At 47.3% G+C, this 22,168-nt stretch carries 11 protein-coding genes; all 11 read left to right on the forward strand.

Translation table 11 applies throughout. The annotated features are described in order from the left end of the window. Positions 1–565: 565 nt before the first annotated feature. The 11 genes from GPK83_RS16185 (at position 566) to GPK83_RS16235 (ending at position 22,109) form a co-directional block, all read left to right on the forward strand. Complete coding sequence (locus tag GPK83_RS16185; protein ID WP_215705284.1) at positions 566–2,590, forward strand: hypothetical protein; 2,025 nt, start codon at positions 566–568, stop codon at positions 2,588–2,590. Between the two features lie 11 nt (positions 2,591–2,601). Next, positions 2,602–2,880, forward strand: coding sequence for a hypothetical protein (locus tag GPK83_RS16190; protein WP_215705285.1), 279 nt, complete (start codon positions 2,602–2,604; stop codon positions 2,878–2,880). Between the two features lie 154 nt (positions 2,881–3,034). Beyond that, positions 3,035–4,171, forward strand: a complete 1,137-nt coding sequence (locus GPK83_RS16195; protein WP_215705286.1) for an AAA family ATPase — start codon at positions 3,035–3,037, stop codon at positions 4,169–4,171. Between the two features lie 62 nt (positions 4,172–4,233). Further along, entirely contained in the window at positions 4,234–4,695 is a 462-nt protein-coding gene (locus tag GPK83_RS16200) for a GNAT family N-acetyltransferase (protein ID WP_215705287.1), read from the forward strand. 18 nt (positions 4,696–4,713) lie between these two features. Continuing rightward, on the forward strand, positions 4,714–5,088 hold the full coding sequence (locus GPK83_RS16205) for a hypothetical protein (RefSeq protein ID WP_215705288.1): 375 nt from the start codon (positions 4,714–4,716) through the stop codon (positions 5,086–5,088). 17 nt (positions 5,089–5,105) lie between these two features. After that, positions 5,106–5,480 (forward strand): hypothetical protein, encoded by a 375-nt coding sequence (locus GPK83_RS16210; RefSeq protein ID WP_215705289.1) that lies wholly within the window; start codon positions 5,106–5,108, stop codon positions 5,478–5,480. 146 nt (positions 5,481–5,626) lie between these two features. Continuing rightward, positions 5,627–6,955 carry a transposase gene (locus GPK83_RS16215; protein WP_215705290.1) on the forward strand — a complete coding sequence of 443 codons (1,329 nt, stop codon included), beginning with the start codon at positions 5,627–5,629 and terminating at the stop codon, positions 6,953–6,955. 252 nt (positions 6,956–7,207) lie between these two features. Next, complete coding sequence (locus GPK83_RS16220; RefSeq protein WP_215705291.1) at positions 7,208–8,728, forward strand: hypothetical protein; 1,521 nt, start codon at positions 7,208–7,210, stop codon at positions 8,726–8,728. Positions 8,729–9,102: 374 nt separating this feature from the next. Further along, positions 9,103–11,751, forward strand: a complete 2,649-nt coding sequence (locus GPK83_RS16225) for a transglutaminase domain-containing protein (RefSeq protein ID WP_215705292.1) — start codon at positions 9,103–9,105, stop codon at positions 11,749–11,751. Positions 11,752–11,914: 163 nt separating this feature from the next. Continuing rightward, positions 11,915–13,300, forward strand: coding sequence for a hypothetical protein (locus tag GPK83_RS16230; RefSeq protein ID WP_215630893.1), 1,386 nt, complete (start codon positions 11,915–11,917; stop codon positions 13,298–13,300). A gap of 130 nt (positions 13,301–13,430) precedes the next feature. After that, complete coding sequence (locus tag GPK83_RS16235) at positions 13,431–22,109, forward strand: zinc ribbon domain-containing protein (RefSeq protein WP_215705293.1); 8,679 nt, start codon at positions 13,431–13,433, stop codon at positions 22,107–22,109. Positions 22,110–22,168: the final 59 nt, after the last annotated feature.

Genomic DNA, 22,168 nt, shown 5'->3' on the forward strand with positions numbered 1-22,168 from the left:
TCCATCCTGGCTTATGAACTGGACAATCAGACAGGAAAAAGTGATCGGACTGACGCGAGTCCGGAATGTACTTTGTCTTCTGGGCACATGCGACTTTAATCCAGTGGTATCAGAAGACAAAAATGTCTTGACAACACTGGAAATTTTCTGTACGATACCACGCAGTCTGAAGGTTTTCTCCATGTTCCCGGATGCATCTGCTTTTATCGGTGCGCTTCCGTGTTTAGCATCAAAAAATGCTTATACCGCACCAGCGGTCAAGCCATTCTTTGAGCGTAAAATGGATCTGTTCTGGCAGGAATTGGCAAAAAGTGAGCTGGCGAAAAATCAGGAAGCGGTAAAAACCATATTCCGGCTTCTCAGATTTGTAGCCCCGGACGAGATTATGCCATTATTCTATTCTTCTTACTGGCGCACAGAACTGGAACATTGTCTGGATAACCATGTATTCTGTGATTTAAAAACAGAGGAAGAAAAAAGATGGTACTGTGAAATTATGTTGCATACTCCAGTAATTCGCAAAACGCATTCAGATTCCCAGCGAGCCAGAATGATCACTTTAATCATGCAGAATAAAAACAATGACGTGTATCTGAATCTGCTCTGCTGTGATCCGAATATGAATGGGTTATTTACCGTGCATCAGATTATGCAGATGTCAGAAGGACTGGAAAATCCAGAATCGGTTGCAAGTTACCTTCAGAAATGGAATCAGTATTTCATACAGAAAGAATCTTGTGAGAAAGACCGATATGCAAATCACAGACAGCGGATGAAGCGGTTGATCAACTTAACCGCATACAGCGGAGGCGAACCGCGTTTCCTAAAGAAGTTGGACCACGTCGTCATGACAGCTACAGATACGGAACTGGATGATATTCTTTCAGGTTCCCCATTGCAGATTCTTGGTCGGATTTGTAAGTGCAATGAAGCGGAGAAAATCGGCGCTGATTTTCCAAAGGAAACGTCCACGTCCGTAACATTGGATGGTGATGTATTCTGTGTGCGGGATTTTCTGGCTGATGCAGTGTTAAAACGCCAGAAAGCGGTGCTTCGCTACTTAGCCGGCAGGGATTTGACAGAAAACACAGTATCCTATTTATGCATGGAACACAATAAGGTGAGCCGGTTGGTTTACTTGAATGCATGGAGTGCAAAAGAGATCAATGCGCTTGCAGAAAAAGATCTGTTTTCTGTGTTTGATGAATATGGCAATACCATTCAGGATCTGGCAAAAAAATTTGGAAAGAACACGCCATATACATTTCAGGAGATCCAGACGCTGCAACGTATCTGCGCGACGCCAAGAGGTCTCTTCCAGAAACTGACAATCTTCTTTATCCTGTTAAGCCGTCTGCGTTCAGAAGAAGCGTGCAGAAGGATCAGTCAGTTTGCAAAATACTCCAAACAAGCACTGGATGATGCAGACGTAAGTAATGTTGTCCGTCATCTGAAGCAGGGTGACATCCCAACGATGGTAAAACGGATCGTATCCGTTCCTGTGATGTCGGAAACAGCCGCCAAAATCATGACAGTGCCAATTAGCCTGGAATCGGTCCTGCAGACTGCTAAAACGGAAACCGAAATCCTGTTTGCACTTGAAAATCCGGCACTTTGTATTGCAGGGTTAAAAGAGGGCATGAAACAGTTTTTAAATCAGGATGAGACAGTACTGGAAGTGAAAAAACAGCTGGATCTTCCGGATGAATTTTACAGAATCAACAAAGATACTGTCTGGAAATTCTTCCTTTCCGGAAACGGCAAATATGTACGTGCCTATATGCATTCTTCGGTACGGGAGGCTTTCAAAGTGGTGGTCAAAGCCGCCATGTGTGATTGTTTGGATGAGCTGCGGTATACGGATCTGGACAAAGAATGCTGTATGACAATCCGGGATCGTATGTACGACCACTGGGTTCATAACAACGCCGTAACAATCAGCGGATATAAAGTATACGAAGATACTTCTTTCCAAGGCATTATGAACCTTGGAGCAGTGCCGACCAGAACATGTATGAACTATGTGGATGGTTTGTACCGTCAGTGTCTGCTGGCATATTTCGATGGTAATAAAAAAATTATTTATGTAAAGAAAAATGGCGCCATCATTGCACGTGCCGTGATTCGACTGACAAAAACGGCCAATCGCATGAAAGAACGTGATGAAGACCGCCTGACCTTTACGGATGTCACAGTAAAGCAGATGCAGACATCTGTGCAGTCAACCCCGTTTGTCGAGACCCCGATTATTTTCCTGGAACGGTGTTATTCAGGCATTCAGGGAAAGAAACGAATGGAAATTGAATCTGCCATTATCCGGTTTGCAATGGAAAAAGCAGAGGAACTTGGCTGTGGCTATCTGGTGTCAGGAGAATATGAGACAACCATCGTGGGCTCAACCTGGGGAAAGACACTGATCAAAGAAAAAAAACCGGTATTCATTACAAAATCCAAAGCAGGCGAACAGTACCTTGATTCATTTGGCGGTGTCTATTCCAATAAAGGCAGCGGATGGCATGGAAACACCTATGTCAACGCCAAATGTTTTGGTGTCAGAGACGTTATAGGCAATGCGTCAAATAAGCAATAAGGAGAAAAACTATGTTAGGAAACTTAATGAGCGCGGTAGAGGCGCGTAATATCACGAAAAAGATCAGAGCAGAAAAATTGGAAAAGCAGATCAAAGGTTATGCAAGGCAAATTGAGGATGCTGCGTCACGCGGAGAATTCTATGTATCCTGTGATGGTGAACAAATGTCATCAGCAGCCCGAAAATATCTGGAAAAACATGGATATACCGTCACGACATCAACTCCAGACAGAGAACCGTATTGGGAAATCAGCTGGAAAGTGGAAGGCGACCAGGAAATGCCGGAATAACCAAAGTAATATCCTTCAGAATGGGACAGTGCTTATGCACTGTCCTATTTTTTGCAGCTTACGATAGAAAACATGCCTCTTTATCCGTTCTTTCCATTTCCATAATTTATCCGAACCTTTAAAAGACGCTTGAGAAGCAAAGGAGAGAAAAAAAATGAAGAAAAATGAAACAGCAAGACAAAAAGCAATGTCGTCCATGGCATATTTCTTTTTAAGAATGGCATTCGGAAAAGAAAAATACCCGGAATCTATGATGGAGGAACTAGAATGGGTCGTGAACGAACTGATGGAAGAACACCCGGATCCGGATCTGTTAGCCGCCGTCAAGGAGGAATTTTTAAGCGGAGATTATCTGGCGAAACGTGGCGCTTATCCATATTTTACATTGCAGGAAAACCTTCTGACATACTACGGTTATGATTTCGAAGAAACGGAGGGATTAAAACGTACTTTGTGCGATATGCGATTCAGTCCTGATCCGCTGATCATTCTGATTGGGCGATCCGGAGCCGGAAAGACCAGCGTGGCGGAATATCTGCATAAAAAATATGGCTGGCTCCAGGTGGAATCCTATACAACCAGACCAAAAAGATCCGCGGATGAAATTGGGCATCGTTTTGTGACGGAAGCGGAATTTGATGAAATCCCGAAAGATGAGATCAAGGGATACATGGAATACCGCGGATACCGTTATGGAGCAACAAAGGAGCAGCTGGATGAAGCAAATATGTATGTTGTTGATCCAGGCGGATATGAAACGCTGAAACAGCAGTACCAGGACCGTCCGCTTTACGCAATCAAATTAACTGCGTCCCGTGACGTATTAAAAGAACGGATGGAGGCTCGTGGAACATCAGAAAAAGAGATTGATGACCGTCTCTGGAAGGACGAAGAACTCTTCCGTGATTTTCAGGTGGATGCGGAAATCAATACAGATCATCTCGCCATTTCTGAAGTCGGCCAGTTCATTGTAAAACTCTTTCATGATGCGTGTGACTCATGCCAGAAAGCACAGGCTCCGGAGTATCTGACCGTTCATATCACCAATATCAAGTGGGATACATCGGATGATGATGCTGATGGCGAAGACGATACCGAGGATCTTAGGCTGCCGGAAGAAATTATCGTATCGGATTATTTCCGCATTGCAGATTACAAAACTAAAGATGGTATTGACACAGAAACACTGGCAGATGTCATTGCAGACTGGCTGTCTGATGAATACGGATTCCTGCACGGTGGATTCTCAGCAGAAATTACCGCACCGGAAAAGTTCCAAATGGAACTGTAAGATGCACGAGTACAAAGCCGCCTGCCTGCGTGTGGGCGGCATCCTTAGAACCAGGAGACACGATGGAAACAGTGACAACAAAACCATTAGGAAAAAGTGATGTGGCAACAATTTCAGAGCTGGACAAATTATCAGGATTCCATGTATTGGAATGGGTAGAAGACTTCAGCGGATGGAATGACGAAAGCTGGGGCTTGTATCTGGGCGGCAAACTGATCGGATATTGCACGATTGGCTACGCGGATAACGAATGCCCGGTAATCACCGATCACGAACTGTGGACTCCGGATTCATACCAGTTAAGCGATGTGTTTATCCTACCAGCATACCGGCATCGGGGCTATGGCTCCAAAATGGTCAAGGAAGCGATCGGAGGCCGCTATGTGTCCGAAGGGAAACGGCCGGTATTTTTGCAAGTGTTGAATGAAAAGCTGCAGACATTTTATCGGGCGATTGGTTTTTCCAGAATCAGCAATGCCATGGGGTATCACACCATGGTTTTTCCGCCCGATAATCAAATTTAGAACAAGGGAAAAAAAATTATGACAAAACACAAGTTACAGAAAATCTTGGAAAAGGCAGGAATTCAGACAAACACCATGGAACTGCGAGTGTTTGTTCCAACCGAAAATGCAGTGATATATATGCAGGTTGGAGACGGAAGCCAGCTGGATAGAGATGAGGATGAGAGCGGGACGCCATACGACGGATACATTGATTATAAGACGTCGGAATGGGACTACGACGAAAACTGCTTCGCGGAAGGAGACGGAGGTATTTTCGAGTATGTTGCAAATGCGGAAGATGCTACTTTGGGTGAGCTGTATTCCCGCGTACACGATGTTCTTTGTTATCTGTATGAAGACGCCGTAGAAGACGCGGATTTCGCCGTCCAGGTTCTGAAAGAAATGCAGTAAGGAAAGGGAGAAGCATTATGGAGAAAAAAATAGAATCAGCAGAAGAAAAACTGGCATTGATCCGGAAGGGATTTCCAAAAGATCCATGCAGGGACTGCCTGTTTGAGGAGGATGCTGGATGCAACTGTCAGGATCGGAAAGATTACAGGGCCAAACTTCAGCATCTTCGGGATATTGGAGTCTATGATCTCATGTATGACATCCAGGAAATTGAAAGTCAACGGAGTTGGATTGTTTGGATTCGAAGAGAAAAGGGTGAAAATGATGAACGAATTGCTTCAATCCAGAAAGAAATCAACGAACTGGAAAAGAAATGTGAAGATGCTCTGACACAGCTGAAAGAAGCGGCCGATGAAGCCAAAAATAAAAAAAACGGAGACCGAAATGTATAAGATCGTTGAAAACGGTATGGAAAGATTATGTTCCGTTGAGGAAGCGGAGATCAGTCGTCGCATACTCGTGACTTCAGTCGTGAGTTAGGCGATTGTCAATTTCCGCGGCATTTGCTCCATAATTACCACAGAAAGGAGGCTGCCGTATGAAGCTCAGTATGACATACTGTGTCCGAACCAAGGGATTTAACCGCGTTTTCGACGAAACTGTCCGTCTGTACCGTCAGGCAGTCTCCTTCTTCGTGGCTGTATGCCTGAAAGAATGGAAGTATATTTCTGTCATTCAGGGACAGAAGAACCGTTCCGGTTTTGTGGAATCACTTACGGTTAAAACGAAACAGAACCTTGTTGTTCCATACGACTTCTCGGTGAGATTCTACAAGTTCCCAAGTTATCTGCGCCGGGCGGCCATTGCGGAAGCGCTTGGTAAGGTTTCGTCCTATCGCAGTAATCTGGCAAACTGGGAGGCGACAGATCCGGAGAAACGCGGAGATAAACCATCGCTGCCGCAGACAGGCTTTGTGTATCCGGCCATGTACCGGTCCGGCATGTTTGTCCGTACCGGGATGTATCAGGCGGCGCTGAAAGTTTTTATCCGTAATACCTGGGACTGGGTTCTGATGGATCTTCGAAAAAGTGATGTGGATTATATCAAGCATCACTGTACAAATTACAAGGAATGCGTGCCGACCTTACAGAAACGCGGGAAGAAATGGTTTCTGGATTTCGTGTTCCAGACAGCAGTCAAACTCCCGGAAGTTTCTATCAAAAATACCCGCATCCTGGCCGTAGATCTGGGACTGAACAGTGCGTGTACGTGCAGCATCATGACTCCGGAGGGCGCGGTCCTCGGAAGGGAATTTCTTTCCCTTCCGGGAGAATACGACTCTCTAGAGCATGCGGTAAGCCACATCAGACACGCACAGAAACTCTGTGCCCGTAAAACACCGGGACTCTGGAAACAGGCAAAAGGCATTAACGATGACATTGCGGTCAAAACCGCCCGGTTCATCGTGGATACAGCCATAAAGTATGACGTGGACTGCATTGTCATGGAATACCTGGACCTTGGCGGAAGGAAACGCGGCAGCAAGAAGCAACGTCTTCACCTCTGGCGGGCAAAGTACGTACATTCCATGGTAACGGACAAAGCACACCGGAACATGATCCGGGTAGCCAGAGTCTGTGCCTGGAATACATCCAGACTTGCGTTTGATGGAAGCGGCAGAGTCATGAGAGGGAAAGAGGCAAAGCTTCCAAGCTACAGTCTCTGCCGGTTTCCGACCGGGAAGCAGTACAACTGCGACCTGAACGCGAGCTATAACATCGGTTCCCGGTATTATATCCGGGAACTCTTAAAGACCCTTCCGGTAACGGCGGGGCAGGCGGTGACGGCAAACGTACCGGAACTGGCCCATAGAAGCAAATGTACCTTATCCTCGTTAATTAAGCTGAATGCGGCACTTGCGGCATAGTGCCGGAAGACAGCTGAGTTCAGCCTGTATGGAGGAAGGGCAGCCCGGGAGTCCTAAAGGCTCCAACCGGACAGGAAATCCGGCTATCGGAACACTTTCATGACAGGGCTTTCAGGAACGGGATCCAGCCGGATACCGGAAGCTCGTGACTTCAGTCATGAGAGACGACTTCACAAGAGTGATTTACATAATCAGACTATAATTTTGCAATTCTGTATGATATACTGTATCATATCGAAAGGAGGTGCGATCGTGAAATATTACTTAATGAATAAGAATACGGAAGTAGGAACCTTTGAACTGCGCCACGGAACATTCGGGGATGAATTCCGGTTCGAGTACACCGGACAATCTCCTTTGCCAATCGGGTTTGATTATATCGAAAAATGGATTGAGAACAGAAAAGCATCGAAACATAACACCCATTTAAAGCAGATTATGGCGGACTGCGGCTGCGATAAAACCGAAGGATTTATCAAAATAACTCACGCTGCTTCCATCAACGATACATTTTGGATCAAATCGGAACACGAAAATGTTTCATGGGAGCAGATTTCGTTTTATCGAAACCCATTTGACGAAACAATTTCAAAAATGGCGTTTGAAGGAATGGGGCTGTATGGAATCAAGATGAGTGAAACCAGCCCAGAACTTTCCACAGACGGGAGCTTTCGAAAATGCTGGATGCGGGAAGATGACGGACAGATCTTTCTGTATAAACGTGGCAGTGATGGAGCAAGGAACGCCGGGTTGGAACCGTATTGTGAGGTTATGGCATCGGAGGTTGCACAACGAATTTTAGGACAAGATGCCATTCCATACCAGCTTGTGCGTCTGCACGGGGAACTGGCCTCTAAATGTCCGTTGTTTACGAATGAAACGTATGGTTATGTTCCAATTTCCAGATTTCCGATTAACCACAGCTCCCCGGAATCCCTGATGCGTTTCTATGCGGAGCTCGGTTCAGAAACGTTATTCCGGAAAATGATCGTACTGGATTCCCTGACATTCAATGTAGACCGACATGCAGGCAATCATGGCGTCCTGGTAGAAAACGATACGCAAAAGCCGATTCGCATGGCTCCGGTATTTGATCTCAATTTATCCATGCTTCCATACATCGAAAGAAGCGATTGGGAACATATCGGAACTAAAATGAGAGATTACGGACCAAGAATCGGCGAAGATTTTACCAGAATTGGACAGCAGGCAATGACATCTGAAATCAGGGCGATCCTCATTGGCATGAAATCGTTTCGGTTTTCTTTCCGTGGAGATGAAAAATTTGAGCCGGAACGTGTAAAACTGATGGAGCAGATGATCCACAAACAGATTGAAGCGCTTTTGAGCCGAGAAGTGTTATACACCAAAGATGTTTTTGTACCGGAACATAGTCTGAGCGAGGAACAGGAGAAACTGTCAACGAAAACAGAGCCGGAGCGGCAGCCGGCAGATAAGGAAATCCTGGCGGAAACTCTATGGAAAAATCAGCACCTGGATCAATGGTTTTCCGGGTATCTTTTGGAGGATTCCGACAGAAAAACAGAAATGATTTTATACTCTGCACAAAACCCACGGGAAGAAGTGCATCTCGATCTTTCAACCGGCGAAACGACCCTGTTCGTGGACGAGGAACCGCTTAATGCGTTTGAAGCAGCGGATGAGCACGAGGAACTCTGTGCAGTCGCAACCAAGGCTGAAATTGCATATGGACGGGAAGTGGAACCTGAACGGACAGAACAGGAAAAAATACAGGCACAGGAACAGGAATAATTTGCAGTAACCATAAAATTTCTCTGTAAATATTCTTTTTCACTCAAAAACATTAATACGCTCTATGTTTGCGGTTTTTCACATTTTTTCTTCCATAATTATAACGTAGCAATGAACATTCCATCTACTTCATACCACCACCCCTATATAAAAAATATGGCGCGTTCTTTACTACTCTTTATCCTTTCTTTTTATTTAATCAGCGCGAGGATTCCCATGATACCAGTCACAGGAAGAGCCGCGCTGATTTGCTGTTTTGGGAAATAATGCAAATTTTCATATCCGCAGATTCACCAAACAATCCTGAAATGATGGGAAAGGTTATAATATACACATGAACAGAAAAATAGAAGCAAAACAAATGGGAGGTTTTTATGAGAAAAAGACAACTGTACAAGCGGGCGATGATCATGTCGCTGGCAGCGGCAATGACAGCCGGTTCCGCCACCACCGCATTCGCAGGGCAGTGGCAGCAGGATACAAAAGGATGGAGATTTCAGACCGGTGTAAATGCATACCATACAAACGGCTGGCAGTGGCTGGACGGAAACGGGGACGGCATTTCTGAATGCTATTACTTCGGCTCGGACGGTTATATGGCTGCGGCAACCACGACCCCCGACGGATATACCGTAAATGCAGACGGTGCGTGGACGGAGAACGGTGTTGTGAAAACCCGCGATGACCGGATCGCGGTACCGAATGGAACGTGGATTTGCGGTGAAGGCGCAAATGCCGGCCGGTGGTGGTGGAAGAACTCTGATGGTTCCTATCCAAAAAGCGAATGGAAATGGCTGGACGGAAACAATGATGGTATTGCCGAATGCTATTACTTTGATGCAGACGGTTGGTGTGTTTTAAACGGAACCACACCTGACGGCTTCACCGTAAACGCGGATGGCGCATGGATGGTGGGCGGCACTGCAGTCAAAAGACCAGCCAAACACGGCTCTGCAGGAGGCCCGGGTGGTGGCACTGGTACAAGCACCGCAAGCAAGGGTTCCAGTGGCGGCGGAGGCGGCGGTTCCTCACATGGCAGTGGCGGTGGTTCATCCTCTGGAGGAAGTTCATCTTCCGGAAGCAGCTCCTCCGGCGGTAATTCAGGCGGCAGCGGTTCCGGTGGTTCTTCATCTGGATCAAACACGAACACCAGCTATGTCCATGATGAAAATTATGGAAATCTTGGCAAGATGACTGCTTCCGAATGGGCGGAAACCAAAGCGGCCATTCTTACATTCAAGGATGAGAACATCGCGGATGACATGACTGACTTCGAGAAAGAAATGAAGATCATCCAGTGGCTTTCTGAGAACTGCGTATACGAACAGTCGGAAGACTGGACCATGGCAACCGCTTACAGCTGTATCATCAGCGGCAAAGCCATGTGTGATGGCTATGCGGACGCTTTCCTGCAGACTGCAAAGCTTTGCGGGTTGACCGTAAAGTTTGTGGAGAGACCGGGACATTCCTTCAACGCAATCAAGCTGGATGGTCATTGGTACTGGGTGGATGTGACATTTGCAGATAAAGAACATGCAGGAAACTCAGTTCCTGGAGGCTCCGCAACCGGTTCCATCCCGGTAGGAGCGACCTTCATTGAGTGCGGCGCTGTCAATATGACGGATGACCAGGTGAAAAACGTAGAAGGCAGCCGGGATAAATACAGTGTAAGTCTCAGCGCAACAGCAACCACATATGACAGAAATGCGGTATATGACTATTACAAATACGGCCTTATCCCTGGACACAATGACCAGAAAATCGCAGAGGCGGATGCGGCAGTAGAAACCACGATTGCCTCCTATAAAGCAGATGGGAAGCTGGCTGTGGATTACACAACCGTGGATGAAACCGTTGCGAAGATCGTGGCATACCTGTCTGACCGGATCGACCATAAGCAGGCTAATTACGGTATCTGCGTGGTCTTTGCGAATGAAGCAGACGCAAAGAACGCATCCAACATTGCTTCCAAGGTCAATAAGCAGATCAATGCAAAATACAGCAGCAAAGACATCAGCTGGGCATCCGGCATGAAATTTACGCTGCCGGAAGAAAATTACTACACCACAAAGAAACTGGCATATACGAATGGCACCATTCCTTACGGAAAAAATGCAGTCGGATATACCATCCGGTTCGTATATGATGGATCAGAGATCAGTTCCGTAACCGGAACAACCACAAAGAACCAGGTGATTGAGGACTGGAATATCCCGGACGGTTATGAAATGGATAAAGTGGAAGTAACAAGCGGAAGTGGTTCTGTTTTAAGCGGCGGCACCATTCTCAGCGCAAGCGAGGACGGAACGGTCTTTACCGTAACCCTGAAAAAATCCGGAACCGATGATTCCAAAAAGGATGATACTCCGGTAACCGAGCCGAACTACACCATTCGGTTCGTATGCAACGGAACGCAGGTCGGAGAGGAAAAGACCGGCTATGCAAAACCGAATACCTGGGTAGAATATGGGATCCCGGAAGGATATAAGTACAAGGAAATGTCCGTGGATTCCGCTAAGGGAAGCGGTAATGGCACACAGTTCATTCTGTACCAGAGCGGTGTTGTCTTTACCGTAGAATTGTACCGCCTGGATGATGCGGCAGAGGAATACTGTTACACCACCAGATACATGTATAACGGTCAGCTGATTGCGGAGCTGAACGGCACCGGCAAACCGAATGCGACCATCTACATCCGCCAGTTCGAGACCATGGACGGTAAAGTATACATTCCGGTCGGAAACGGAACTGCGGGCTGCTACGTTGCAAAGCTGACAAAGAACAATATGGTCTTTGAGATCGAGACAACCATGCAGGAACAGGATGACGAGGTGGAGCAGACCGCGGCAGCTCTGATAGATGAAGCGAACAATGATGAGGCTGTAGATAAGTCAGTAGACGTAGACACAGATGCGGATGCTGAGGAAGAAAATGTCAAGGAAACATCTGAAAAAACAGAAGAGCTTGAGACGGATGATATGCAAGAAGAAAGTGGTGTAGTCGATATTGTGGAGAACATGTAGATATCTTTTGATCCGTATTCCTTCTCCATCGTTATCACACGCACATGAAAATAACGCATATTTGGATATCCGCAGAAATCAAATAGCTTGCCAGAATGATTGCCACACGCTATAATGAATGCATAAATAAGAAAGTAATAATTCTTACATGGGAGGATGCAAAATGAGAAAACGATTTTTAAAAAGAGCAACGGCTCTTGCAATGGCAACAGCTATGGCAGCCGGTTCCGCGACAACTGCATTTGCAGGACAATGGAAACAGGATGCGACCGGATACTGGTGGGATGAAAACGGCAGCTACCCGAAGAATGAATGGAAATGGCTGGATGGTAATGGGGACGGCATTTCCGAGAGTTATTATTTCGGTGCAGACGGTTACCTCTTAACCAACACCACAACCCCGGACGGCTATACCGTAAATGCAGACGGACAGTGGGTAGAAAACGGTGTGGTAAAAACACAGGGGGCTGTAAAAAATTCTGGAAATTCCGGAAATAGCGGTACCCCGGCAAAATCCAACGCGAAGCAGCACAGTCTTGTAAGCTATATGAGGGATGTCGATAAACTTGAAAATACCACAAAAGTAAATCCAGTTGGAACAGGACTGGTATATCCAACACAGAAAGTACAGGCAGGGGACAATCTTTGGTGGGAAAATACAAGCGGCGGTAGTGAATATATTTTATATTATTATGGTCCAAGAGGTGATTATAAATCTGCCGGATATACAGACAAAATGTATATGAATGCACAGGTCTATCCGACGTTTGATTCCTGGACCACGCCGGCCGGTGTAACCATTGATTATCTTGGACGTGTTCTGGATGATAATGGAAAAATCAAGACCGCAACAGCGGAAGAAATCGGCGCCACCTATGCTGGCGGCACGGTACGTGATGTGACGTATGATGCGAATTACCCATTGAAAAGGGTGGTGGATCTGTATGCGTTAAATATTGAAAATCTTAATGCAGACAACTGGTATACAGATGAGAAGAGTCATCATGATTTACGTGGGCATAATAGTTTTATCGTGTCCCCTAATAATGCATACATTATCAGCAAATTAACTGGGCAGACCAATACCATGCATGACGACAGCTGGTATTCAGAAGAAGAAAGAAAAGCTCTTAACGATGTTTGTGAAGTGTTGAAAAACTGGCTGAACAGTTTTGATTTCGAGCACGCTACGGAACCGGAAAGACTTGCAAAGATCCAGGAACTTTTAAGGGGTTCTCAGTATGATAATGAAGTAAAGAATAATCCAAGCCTGCATACATATAATGCATACCATCAGGTATTACTCAATAAAAAAGGAGTCTGCATTGATTATGCCAATACCGGACACTTACTTGCAACACTGCTTGGTTTAAAATGTGCCATTGTCGGCGACACTGTACATGCATGTTGGATTGTACAGGTAGACGGTGTACCTCACATGGCCGAAAATGGTGGTATTAATCTGACCGATGACTGGCGTGAAACATCGAAACTGGGAACCAGACAATCGTACAACTACAATTTCGGCGAATACATCCATTACGAATAGAACCTTTTTAAAGAGCCTTCCTAATTGGGAAGGTTCTTTTTTTGTATACAAACAAAAACACTAATATAAAACCGAATTCGTATGTTTTCCTTCCATAATTAGCCTATAAAAAAGAAAGGAAGGAGAATCTATGCAAAAACATAAAAAAAGGAACTGGAAGCGTCCAGTTGCCGGACTACTTGCGGTATTACTCGCGGCCGGTACGATTGACATCAGCCAGTTTGCATCACTAACATCATATGCCTACAGCAAGGATTATGGTATTTGTACAGACAATCATCTGTACAGCGATGCAGGTGCTAACTGTAAAGCAGACCAGTACGTGTGCGTAACAACCCTCACCCAAGGTCTTACGCATGGATCGGATGACTGGAAAAAAGCGATCGAGTTTAATAAGCAGAAGTTACTGGAAACGATTGGAAATGGCGATGAACGTATTGTTTTAAAAACCTTGTGGGCCGCTATCGCAGCAGCAACAACAACCGGAACTGGCGGGTTAAGTGATGATGCTATTGCAGAAGCAAAGTTCTGGGCAAATGAGATTGAGAAAAACGTAGGAGATTCTATTAGGCATAATTATTGGGATAATATCCCAACCAGTTTTTCGCCGCTGACCGAAACGGAACTTGGTATCGTTCGCCATGGTGCAGCGGGCGAAGCGATTATTCAGAGAGATCCACTTTTAGCAGCATTGTGCGATTACGATTACCTGTTTCCTGGAAACGGTCAAAGTTACATCAACGATCGCGGCACTCGTTGGCTCCTGCCACGAATGGGTACCGGCTGGCGTCAATCCTACACAGCTGACGAATACGGTGAGGGTGGTTATGCCCAGTGGCCGGTTGATATGCAGAAGCACATCGTTTCTGTTCCGGACGGTCAGGAAGTAACCCTTGAAATGGTACAGCAAAACGCTCTCGCTATCAAGGATAACGCGGCATATTACACAACCGGTAAACTGGATAGCAAAAAGAACCTGATTAAAAACAGTTCCGGCGATTCTTCCAGTAAGCCTGGAAGGGATGATGGGGATGAAGATCTCGACAATGACGTGGATGACTCTAACGATTCCGATGATTCCGGTTCCTCAAACATCAAAAAAACCGGCCAGAACACTTATTACATCAATATGTCCGAATGGTTCTATAATAATGCCGCATCATTAAAATTGTGGAACGGACAAATGTGGCAGAACCTTTCTGTCCTGGATCAGACACCTGTGCAGATCGGCAGCTGGACCATACAAGGACACCCGGCATCCGGAGACACGGCCCCGTATTTCGAAGCAACCTATAACGGTAGCGGAGCGGCGCCGGCACTTTATGGTTATTTTGAGATTCCAAAAGGATCGTTTGTATCCGTTGAGGACACAACCTGGGATTCTCCGTTGGATTTTGCTGCGGATATCATGGAAGTGTATAAATGTGCGCTTTGCCCGACAAACCGCAGACCAACCGATAAACACCAGACATTTATTAAAATACATTCACTCCCATTAACAAACACCTACCCGTGTTTCGTCCTTGGCGCAAGCACGGACCCAGTTCCAGTGGAAACCGATCTGCATTTCTGTGTATTCCGTCACCAGGAAGACTGGCAGACCGACTACAACGTGCAGCTGGATAAAAAGGATTATGAGACAGGCGAACCGCTGGAAGGTTCCGTGTTCAACCTGTACGAGAAATTCGACGATCAGGACGAGATCAATACAGACAATGACGGCGCTGTTCAGCTTTACGAAGGATCTGAGTCCGGCGAATATCCGGACAATGACTGGCAGTCCGGGTACACCTCGTCACCGGTTCTGTGGGATGATTTCCGCAAAGTAAACTCCTACACCACGGATGGAAACGGCCATATCGAGACGGATGTACCAAAGAACTATCATTATGAAAAGACATACTGCGATGGTCACCCGGCGCCGAAATTCACGGCGGTTCCGGAACTGGAATCAGATCCGGAAACCGGAGAGGATAACAGCGACGAAGTGAAAGCAGCAAAAGAACAGAACCGTGCTGCAGCTAAAAAATGGATCGGTTACTATGAAGGTTGCCAGGAAAAAGCAGAAGAGCGCGACGGTGTTCATTTCCACTGGCTCGGTGATGGCGTGGACGAAAGCAAGATCCGCGAGATTGCCGGAAGCGGCGGAGACGAAGACACCACACCGAACGGCGGACCGACCGAATGCTTTGATAAAGAAGCGTCCTATGAAGGTTCCGGCTGTAAGCAGGATACTGAGGACACCTATGACAAGTTCATTTCCTTAAAATATACCTACACATGGAAAGAGGAAAAAGCCAGAGAGGGATATATCGTCCATGACACCCATACGGATGATGTTCTGATCGAAGCGATCACCACCGATTCTTCTCAGAACGGCGCAAATTCCACGTTCGCGATCGGCGATGAGAAATACGACAAGTTCATCACCATCAATGACAGCGTGAATGCACCTGTCAGCGCGGGTGGAGATGATGAAGGCAGCACTACCATGCTTTCCCTGTTGTCTTCCGCATTCGCGGTGGATACGGATGAAACCGATGATAACAGTGCGTACATGCTGGAGCCGTATATCCGCGAAGATTACGGTTTTGAAAAGACCGGCTTCAGTGCTTTTAAGGAGAAGATCCTCGACGCAGTCAAATTCCTGACCGGTTCCTTTGCCACCCCTTCCAACGCAACGGATTCCGAAGCAGAAGAGGATGAGGACGACAACATCACCGTCCCGGATCTCGACCTGTTTGGAAAAGCAGAGAATGTCGGCACAGCAATCAAAGACGGTGTTTCCGACCTGCTGACAATCAAGGCATATGCGGCAGAAGGGACTTCAGCAGAAACAGAAGAGATCGTATCTGCAGAAACCGAGACGGAAACTGCTGAAGGAACAGAAACAGAAGCAGAGACAGAAAGCAAAGAAACCGAAAAAGAAAAACAGACAGAAGCATCGGTAAGCAGCGAAACAACCGTTGCTGTGGAAAAAGAAACTTTCGCATCTGCGGAAACACAGGCGCCGACTGAAGAGAGTGCAGAAAACAAAACATCGGAAAAGAAATCCTTCCTCGCTTCCATTCTGAACTTCCGTGGCCTTTCCGCAGAGGACAGCATCAGCCTCGCATCCGATGACGATGATGACGGCGATGGAGACGGCGGTTCGGACGGTTCTGCAGATTTTGAGTCTGTATTTGAAAAAGCATTTACCGATGCACAGACCGATGATTTTGCAGTGGAACTTGGACCGGAAGATAACTGGTCCCATTGTGACGACCGCGACGGCGAAGGAAACGCATGGCGCGTTTACGACCATCGTACGGAAGGTGAGATTCACTTCAATAAACGTGACCTGAACCTTGACAATGCACAGTCTGAGCAGTTCGATTCCTACGCCCAGGAAAACGGTGACGGTTCCCTGGAAGGGGCTGTATACGGTCTGTTTGCGGATGAAGATATTGTGCATCCGGACGGCAAGACTGGCACGGTCTATAAAGAGGGCGATCTTGTGGCAGTTGCAACAACCGACCGCAACGGCGACGGTTCTTTCATGGCCTATACAGAAGCGCCGGGAGTGGTGTACAACTACAAGACCGGTAAGATCGAAAAAACTGCCTGGTACGACAGCGCACCGAAGAACCGTTTCCGTGAAGATGCAAAGCCGATCGAGGAAGAAAACCATGCAGTGGTCAACGACTTCCATGACACCAGCTGGACAGTGGATGACTACACAGATGACAAAGAAGAACACATTATCGCCGGCCGCACGGAGCGCGTGTATGACGCCAACGAGGAGAACAACGGCAACAGTTGGATTGGTAGACCGCTGATTCTCGGTAAGTATTATATTAAGGAACTTTCCCGTTCCGAAGGATACGAGCTGTCCGTAAACGGCAAGGCAAATGCCTATACCAACTATGATCCGGAAAATCCAGATTCCGTTTATGAAGTAAACCGCGCGGAAGACGGAAAGGGAACCGTTTCCGTATCCAGAAACCTTTATATCAACGGACAGGAAGCAATCGGCGCCGAGAATGAGCCGTTCTTTAACGTGACTTCCGATGGAACCGCGGCAAACGGTGGATTTGATATTGTGGTTTCCAAACTGCCGGAGGGTACCGAATTCTACCGTCAGGATTCCCTGTCCACACAGGAAACAACAAAACAGCAGATCGGATGGGAAGTAGTCAATAAGACGGATGCGAACGGCAACATTATTTATAAGAGAGCATCCTCCGATACATCTGACCCGATCTATGTCGGCGATGGAACTTATACGACACTGACCGAAAAGATTCCGGCAACGATCGGAGCAAATAATGTGGCCGTGAAGAAAAAGAGAACCTTCAGCCAGGAGAAGATTGATAACTTCCTCCGTGGAAATTCCGCAGTAAATCCAGACGGGACTGTGTATTATCCGGATCAGGTACGTCTTTCCAGGGTATGGAGCTCCAATGACTGGGGACTCATGAAAGCCAAACTGGAGACTGCGATCCGCGGCGGCGGAAGCGTCACAACACCATCTACCTATGTAAACGGCAAGAAAACCTTTTCATCGGAAAACTATTCCGTTTACTCCCGCGGTGTCCGCAAGGGCGAAGTGGATATTTACGGTGTTTCCGGCGTAAACCCGGGCGAAATTGCAAAGACGACGGCATATGGTCCGCAGATCGTAAAGGTCACCATTAGTAAAGCGGCAAACGGACAGGCTCTGACCACGGAAGATATGATCCGTAACCTGATCCAGTACTACATTGACAATCCGCAGTATAATTTCGGCGGACTTGACAGCTACAAAGAGCATTCTGACCGTGTGGATCTCTATCTGTACGCATCCGATCTCTACACAACGGATGGTGCATTCGCAACCGTATCGGATGACGGCAATGGATACGACATCTATGTACGGAAAGAATTTGTTCCGGATGACACAAACTTTGAGCCGTACTATGTTTATGTGAAATATACCGAGGATGGAAACGAAGATGATGCGTTCGGTTACTACACCAACTTAAAGACCGCGACATCCAGCTCCTACACCTACTTAAATGCCATGTGTACACCGGACTCCGTTGTGAACGGGGATGGAAGCATCATGACCAAATATGCAACCAGACCGAAGTATTACAAGAAAGGCGAATTCGTATATGATAAGGATGGCAACAAGGTTCCGGAGACCGAACGTGTACCGAAATACGGCGATGTGACATCCAATGTATTAAAAACCCAGTGGGCCAAACTGGACGCCGCTTATGATGCAGCAACCGGAAACTATGTGATCCACATCGACATGCCGTACACAGATTCCTACGGAAACGTACAGACCGATGCAGATAAAACACTGGACATCGCACTGAAGGCGGTATGCCCGAAAACCAAACATATACTGACCCAGGATGACTGGGAGGCGCTTTCCAGGGATGACCAGGAACGCCTGCAGCCGGGCGATCAGGTATCCAGCGGATTTTATGAAGTGGAAGCATTAAATGCCAAGGCTTCCGTATATCTGGACTATGCAAAGAAACAGGAAGCAAAAAAAGGCACGTACGTGGTTGAGGCCGAGCTGACCTATCCGGGGCAGGATAAGACCTTCCAGGATGGAACCGGCACACCGGGGCATGGCACTATTGAGACCCCGATCCCGGTACAGGAGCGTCCGATCCGCCAGAAAGTCAAAGTATTCAAGGATATCCAGACCCTGGCAGAGCCGAAGAACGTATGGTACTGCTTAAACTGCGGCACCGAGAACGAGGACGGTAGGGATACCTGTGAAACATGCGGCCATGAGCGTACTACGGAAGAGACAAAAACCATCAAGTATGCACATGATACCTATTCCGCCGTGCATTTGGAAAACATTTCCGCAAAGAGGGATGCCGGACTTTACGACACCGTAAAAGACTGGCTGACGAAATTGATGGGCGGCGAAGTGGACGGGGAATCCGCAACAGATATCCCGAACTTCCGCTTCAAGGCATACTTAAAGAGTAACCTGGAACGCCTCTACCGCGATGAAGATGGAAACATCGTCTGGATGGACCGCAACGGCAATGTCATGACTCCGCAGTACGAGGATACAAACGGCGATGGAAATTACGACACCTTTACCTGGAAATATGCGGATGCCTACAATGGAAAGACCGTGAATTTCCCGGAAAAGGACAAGACAAACGGTACGGCGTTGGATTCAGCCAACGTCCAGAAGATCTACACGGAGATTCCGCATAAGGAAGGTTCAAAGACCACTTCCGCAAGGGCAAACAACGTGTGGGCCGAGTACGGAAACCCGCAGACTGGCGGTTCCTATGAGATGGGCGAAAAAGAAGAATTCTCCACATCAGAGCGTACGGATGCGGCAGGCAACCCTGGTGATGCTTCCGGCGAGACAGTAAGAACGGGAGCTTCCCTGTACCAGTACACCGGAAAGAATACCGATGTGGCAGAAAGTGACCGTATCCACGATACGGAGAATGCCGCAAACAGCCCGACCAGACTCCTGGAAACCACGCTCCATACCGTAGAAGACGGAACCGGAACCAGGGATGTGGAAGAATATAACTACGAGAAATTTTTCGACGCCGTACAGGCAGCCAATACCGACATCTGGGATGACGACATGCATTCCACCTTTACGGGCAATGCCATGGCGAACTATCCGGGGCAGCGCTGGTTCGAGACATTCTATGAGAAGTACCAGAAGGATGACACAGAACCGGGACATACCATGGAAAATACGGACGGTACTGATCAGGACGGCACAGCGGGCGGAGACCATGATACCTCTTTCAAGCCGTTCCGCTGGATCCGTGAGAAAGTCTTCGGTGACCGCGCGGATTATGAAAAGTATCCGGCAGAGCATAACGGTGTCAACACAGAAACCGTAATGAGCACTTCCGATTACGCAAGGGCCAATGCCGAAGCATCCGATGCGGTACGTCAGTTCGCAACCAAATGGTATTTAAAACAGGAAGCTGCGAAGCTGATGACCAATAATGGAAACGACGAAAACATTTCTGCGGATAACGACGGAACCATTAAATATGATGAGGAAGTTTACGACCACGCTTTGTTTGAGGCGATTGCGAAATCCTACAACTACTTAAAGCCGTTCTACACCTACGATCTTGACACCATTTACAGTGTTGAGTGGGACAGTGCGGAAAACGGTGGTTCTGATTCCGATGTAACGACCTTGTCCATTGATTTTGATGATGGAGATGAGCACAGCGCGAGATCCGCATATCTGCCGTATGGTACCTATGTAATCGTGGAACAGCAGCCTGCAAGACGGGACGGTTCCGTAAATGACTGGGAGAACAGAAGCTACAGCATCGAGAAACCGAAGGAAGTCCTGGTACCGAGCCTGTATGACGCAGGAGAAAGCAATGATACCACGGATAACTACAACGCACATTACAGCTACGATGAGACCATGCCGACCGAAGAACAGGCAAAGGCAGCCAATTACATGATCCGTTTCGGCGAGGAATGGTCTGATGAAACGGCGAATGCCGGACAGGATGAACGCCACTACGTCATCCGTGCCCACAACTATTACGGTGATTACGAGATTTATAAGTACGGTCTTGATATTGACCTGTTAAACAGTGGGGAACGCGGTTATGATGGCATTCATTATGGGGATTCATTCCTGTATAACGGTTGGAAATACACCCAGGAAGAGACTGATCCATTAAAGGACTATTACGACACGGAACACCGCGGCGAAGCAGGAACCGCAAAGATTGGCGCGGAGAACGGTGGGAATAACGCTTCCGATTATATGGCCATTGACCGTACGGACGGAGTGGACACCGCAAACGGAACGAACTATGACGGGAAAGTGCTGCAGGATCGTTTCTTCTACGCGGGCATATCCGAAGACCGTGGTGCCGCCAATGATGTCATGTACAAGGGTGGACAGACGGATGACAACAATGCATCCGGTATGCAGTGGAAAGACGGTGTGGTTTCCATGACCGGCGAGCTGACTGCTTATTCCGGACGCTATGCCCAGATGCTTGTACCGTGGACCGTAACAGAACCGGCGGACGCGAAAGCCTATGACGCTTCCAAATTCAATGGTTATGCGGATGTCAATGAACGGAATGGTTTCTTCACCACTTTCCTGCGGATCAACAAGACGGACTCCGAGACCGGCGAATACATTCTGCACGATGATGCGATTTTCGCACTCTACGCAGGAAGCCGCTACCAGAGTTTTGAGGAGATCGAGGAAGATGCAAAACTCATCACGGATACAACGGAGCGGGAGAAGTTCCTGGCACAGTTTAAACCAGGCGATGCAAAGTTCTATCTGCAGGATACCATGATCGAAGGCAGTATGGAGTTCTTAAAAGCCATGGGTGCCCATGACATCAAGGCAACAGCAAGAGGAAGAAGTATCGTGGAAACCTCCACTGGGGCCGGCGAGACCTATACTGGTATCGTTCCGAAAGGAACTCCGATCTGTGTGGAGAGCGAACGCATCATGCTGACGGATAAAATCGGAAACCGTACCGGTCAGATGACCGTCTACTCCACCATGAACGACGTGGAAGTGACAACGGAAGAAAATGCAGATGCAAAAGAGTATGTAAACCAGAATACCGGTTATTTTGTAACACCGCAGCCGATCGGGGCAGGCGTATACGTTCTGGCCGAAATCAAGGCACCGGCGGGCTACGTCAGAAGCAAACCGGTCGCATACGAGGTATATTCCGATAAAACCAGCTATTACGTGGACGGCGATATGTACAGCAAGACCGACGCGGTACGCTACGAAGGAAATTTACTGACAGACATCAATTATAAGCATTAAAGAAAAACCGTCCGGCGTGGAAACATGTCGGGCGGTTTTCCATACCAAAATCCTGGAAT

Origin of the sequence: Clostridium sp. MCC328, from assembly GCF_018785465.1 — a bacterium.
Taxonomy (GTDB): domain Bacteria; phylum Bacillota; class Clostridia; order Lachnospirales; family Lachnospiraceae; genus Pilosibacter; species Pilosibacter fragilis.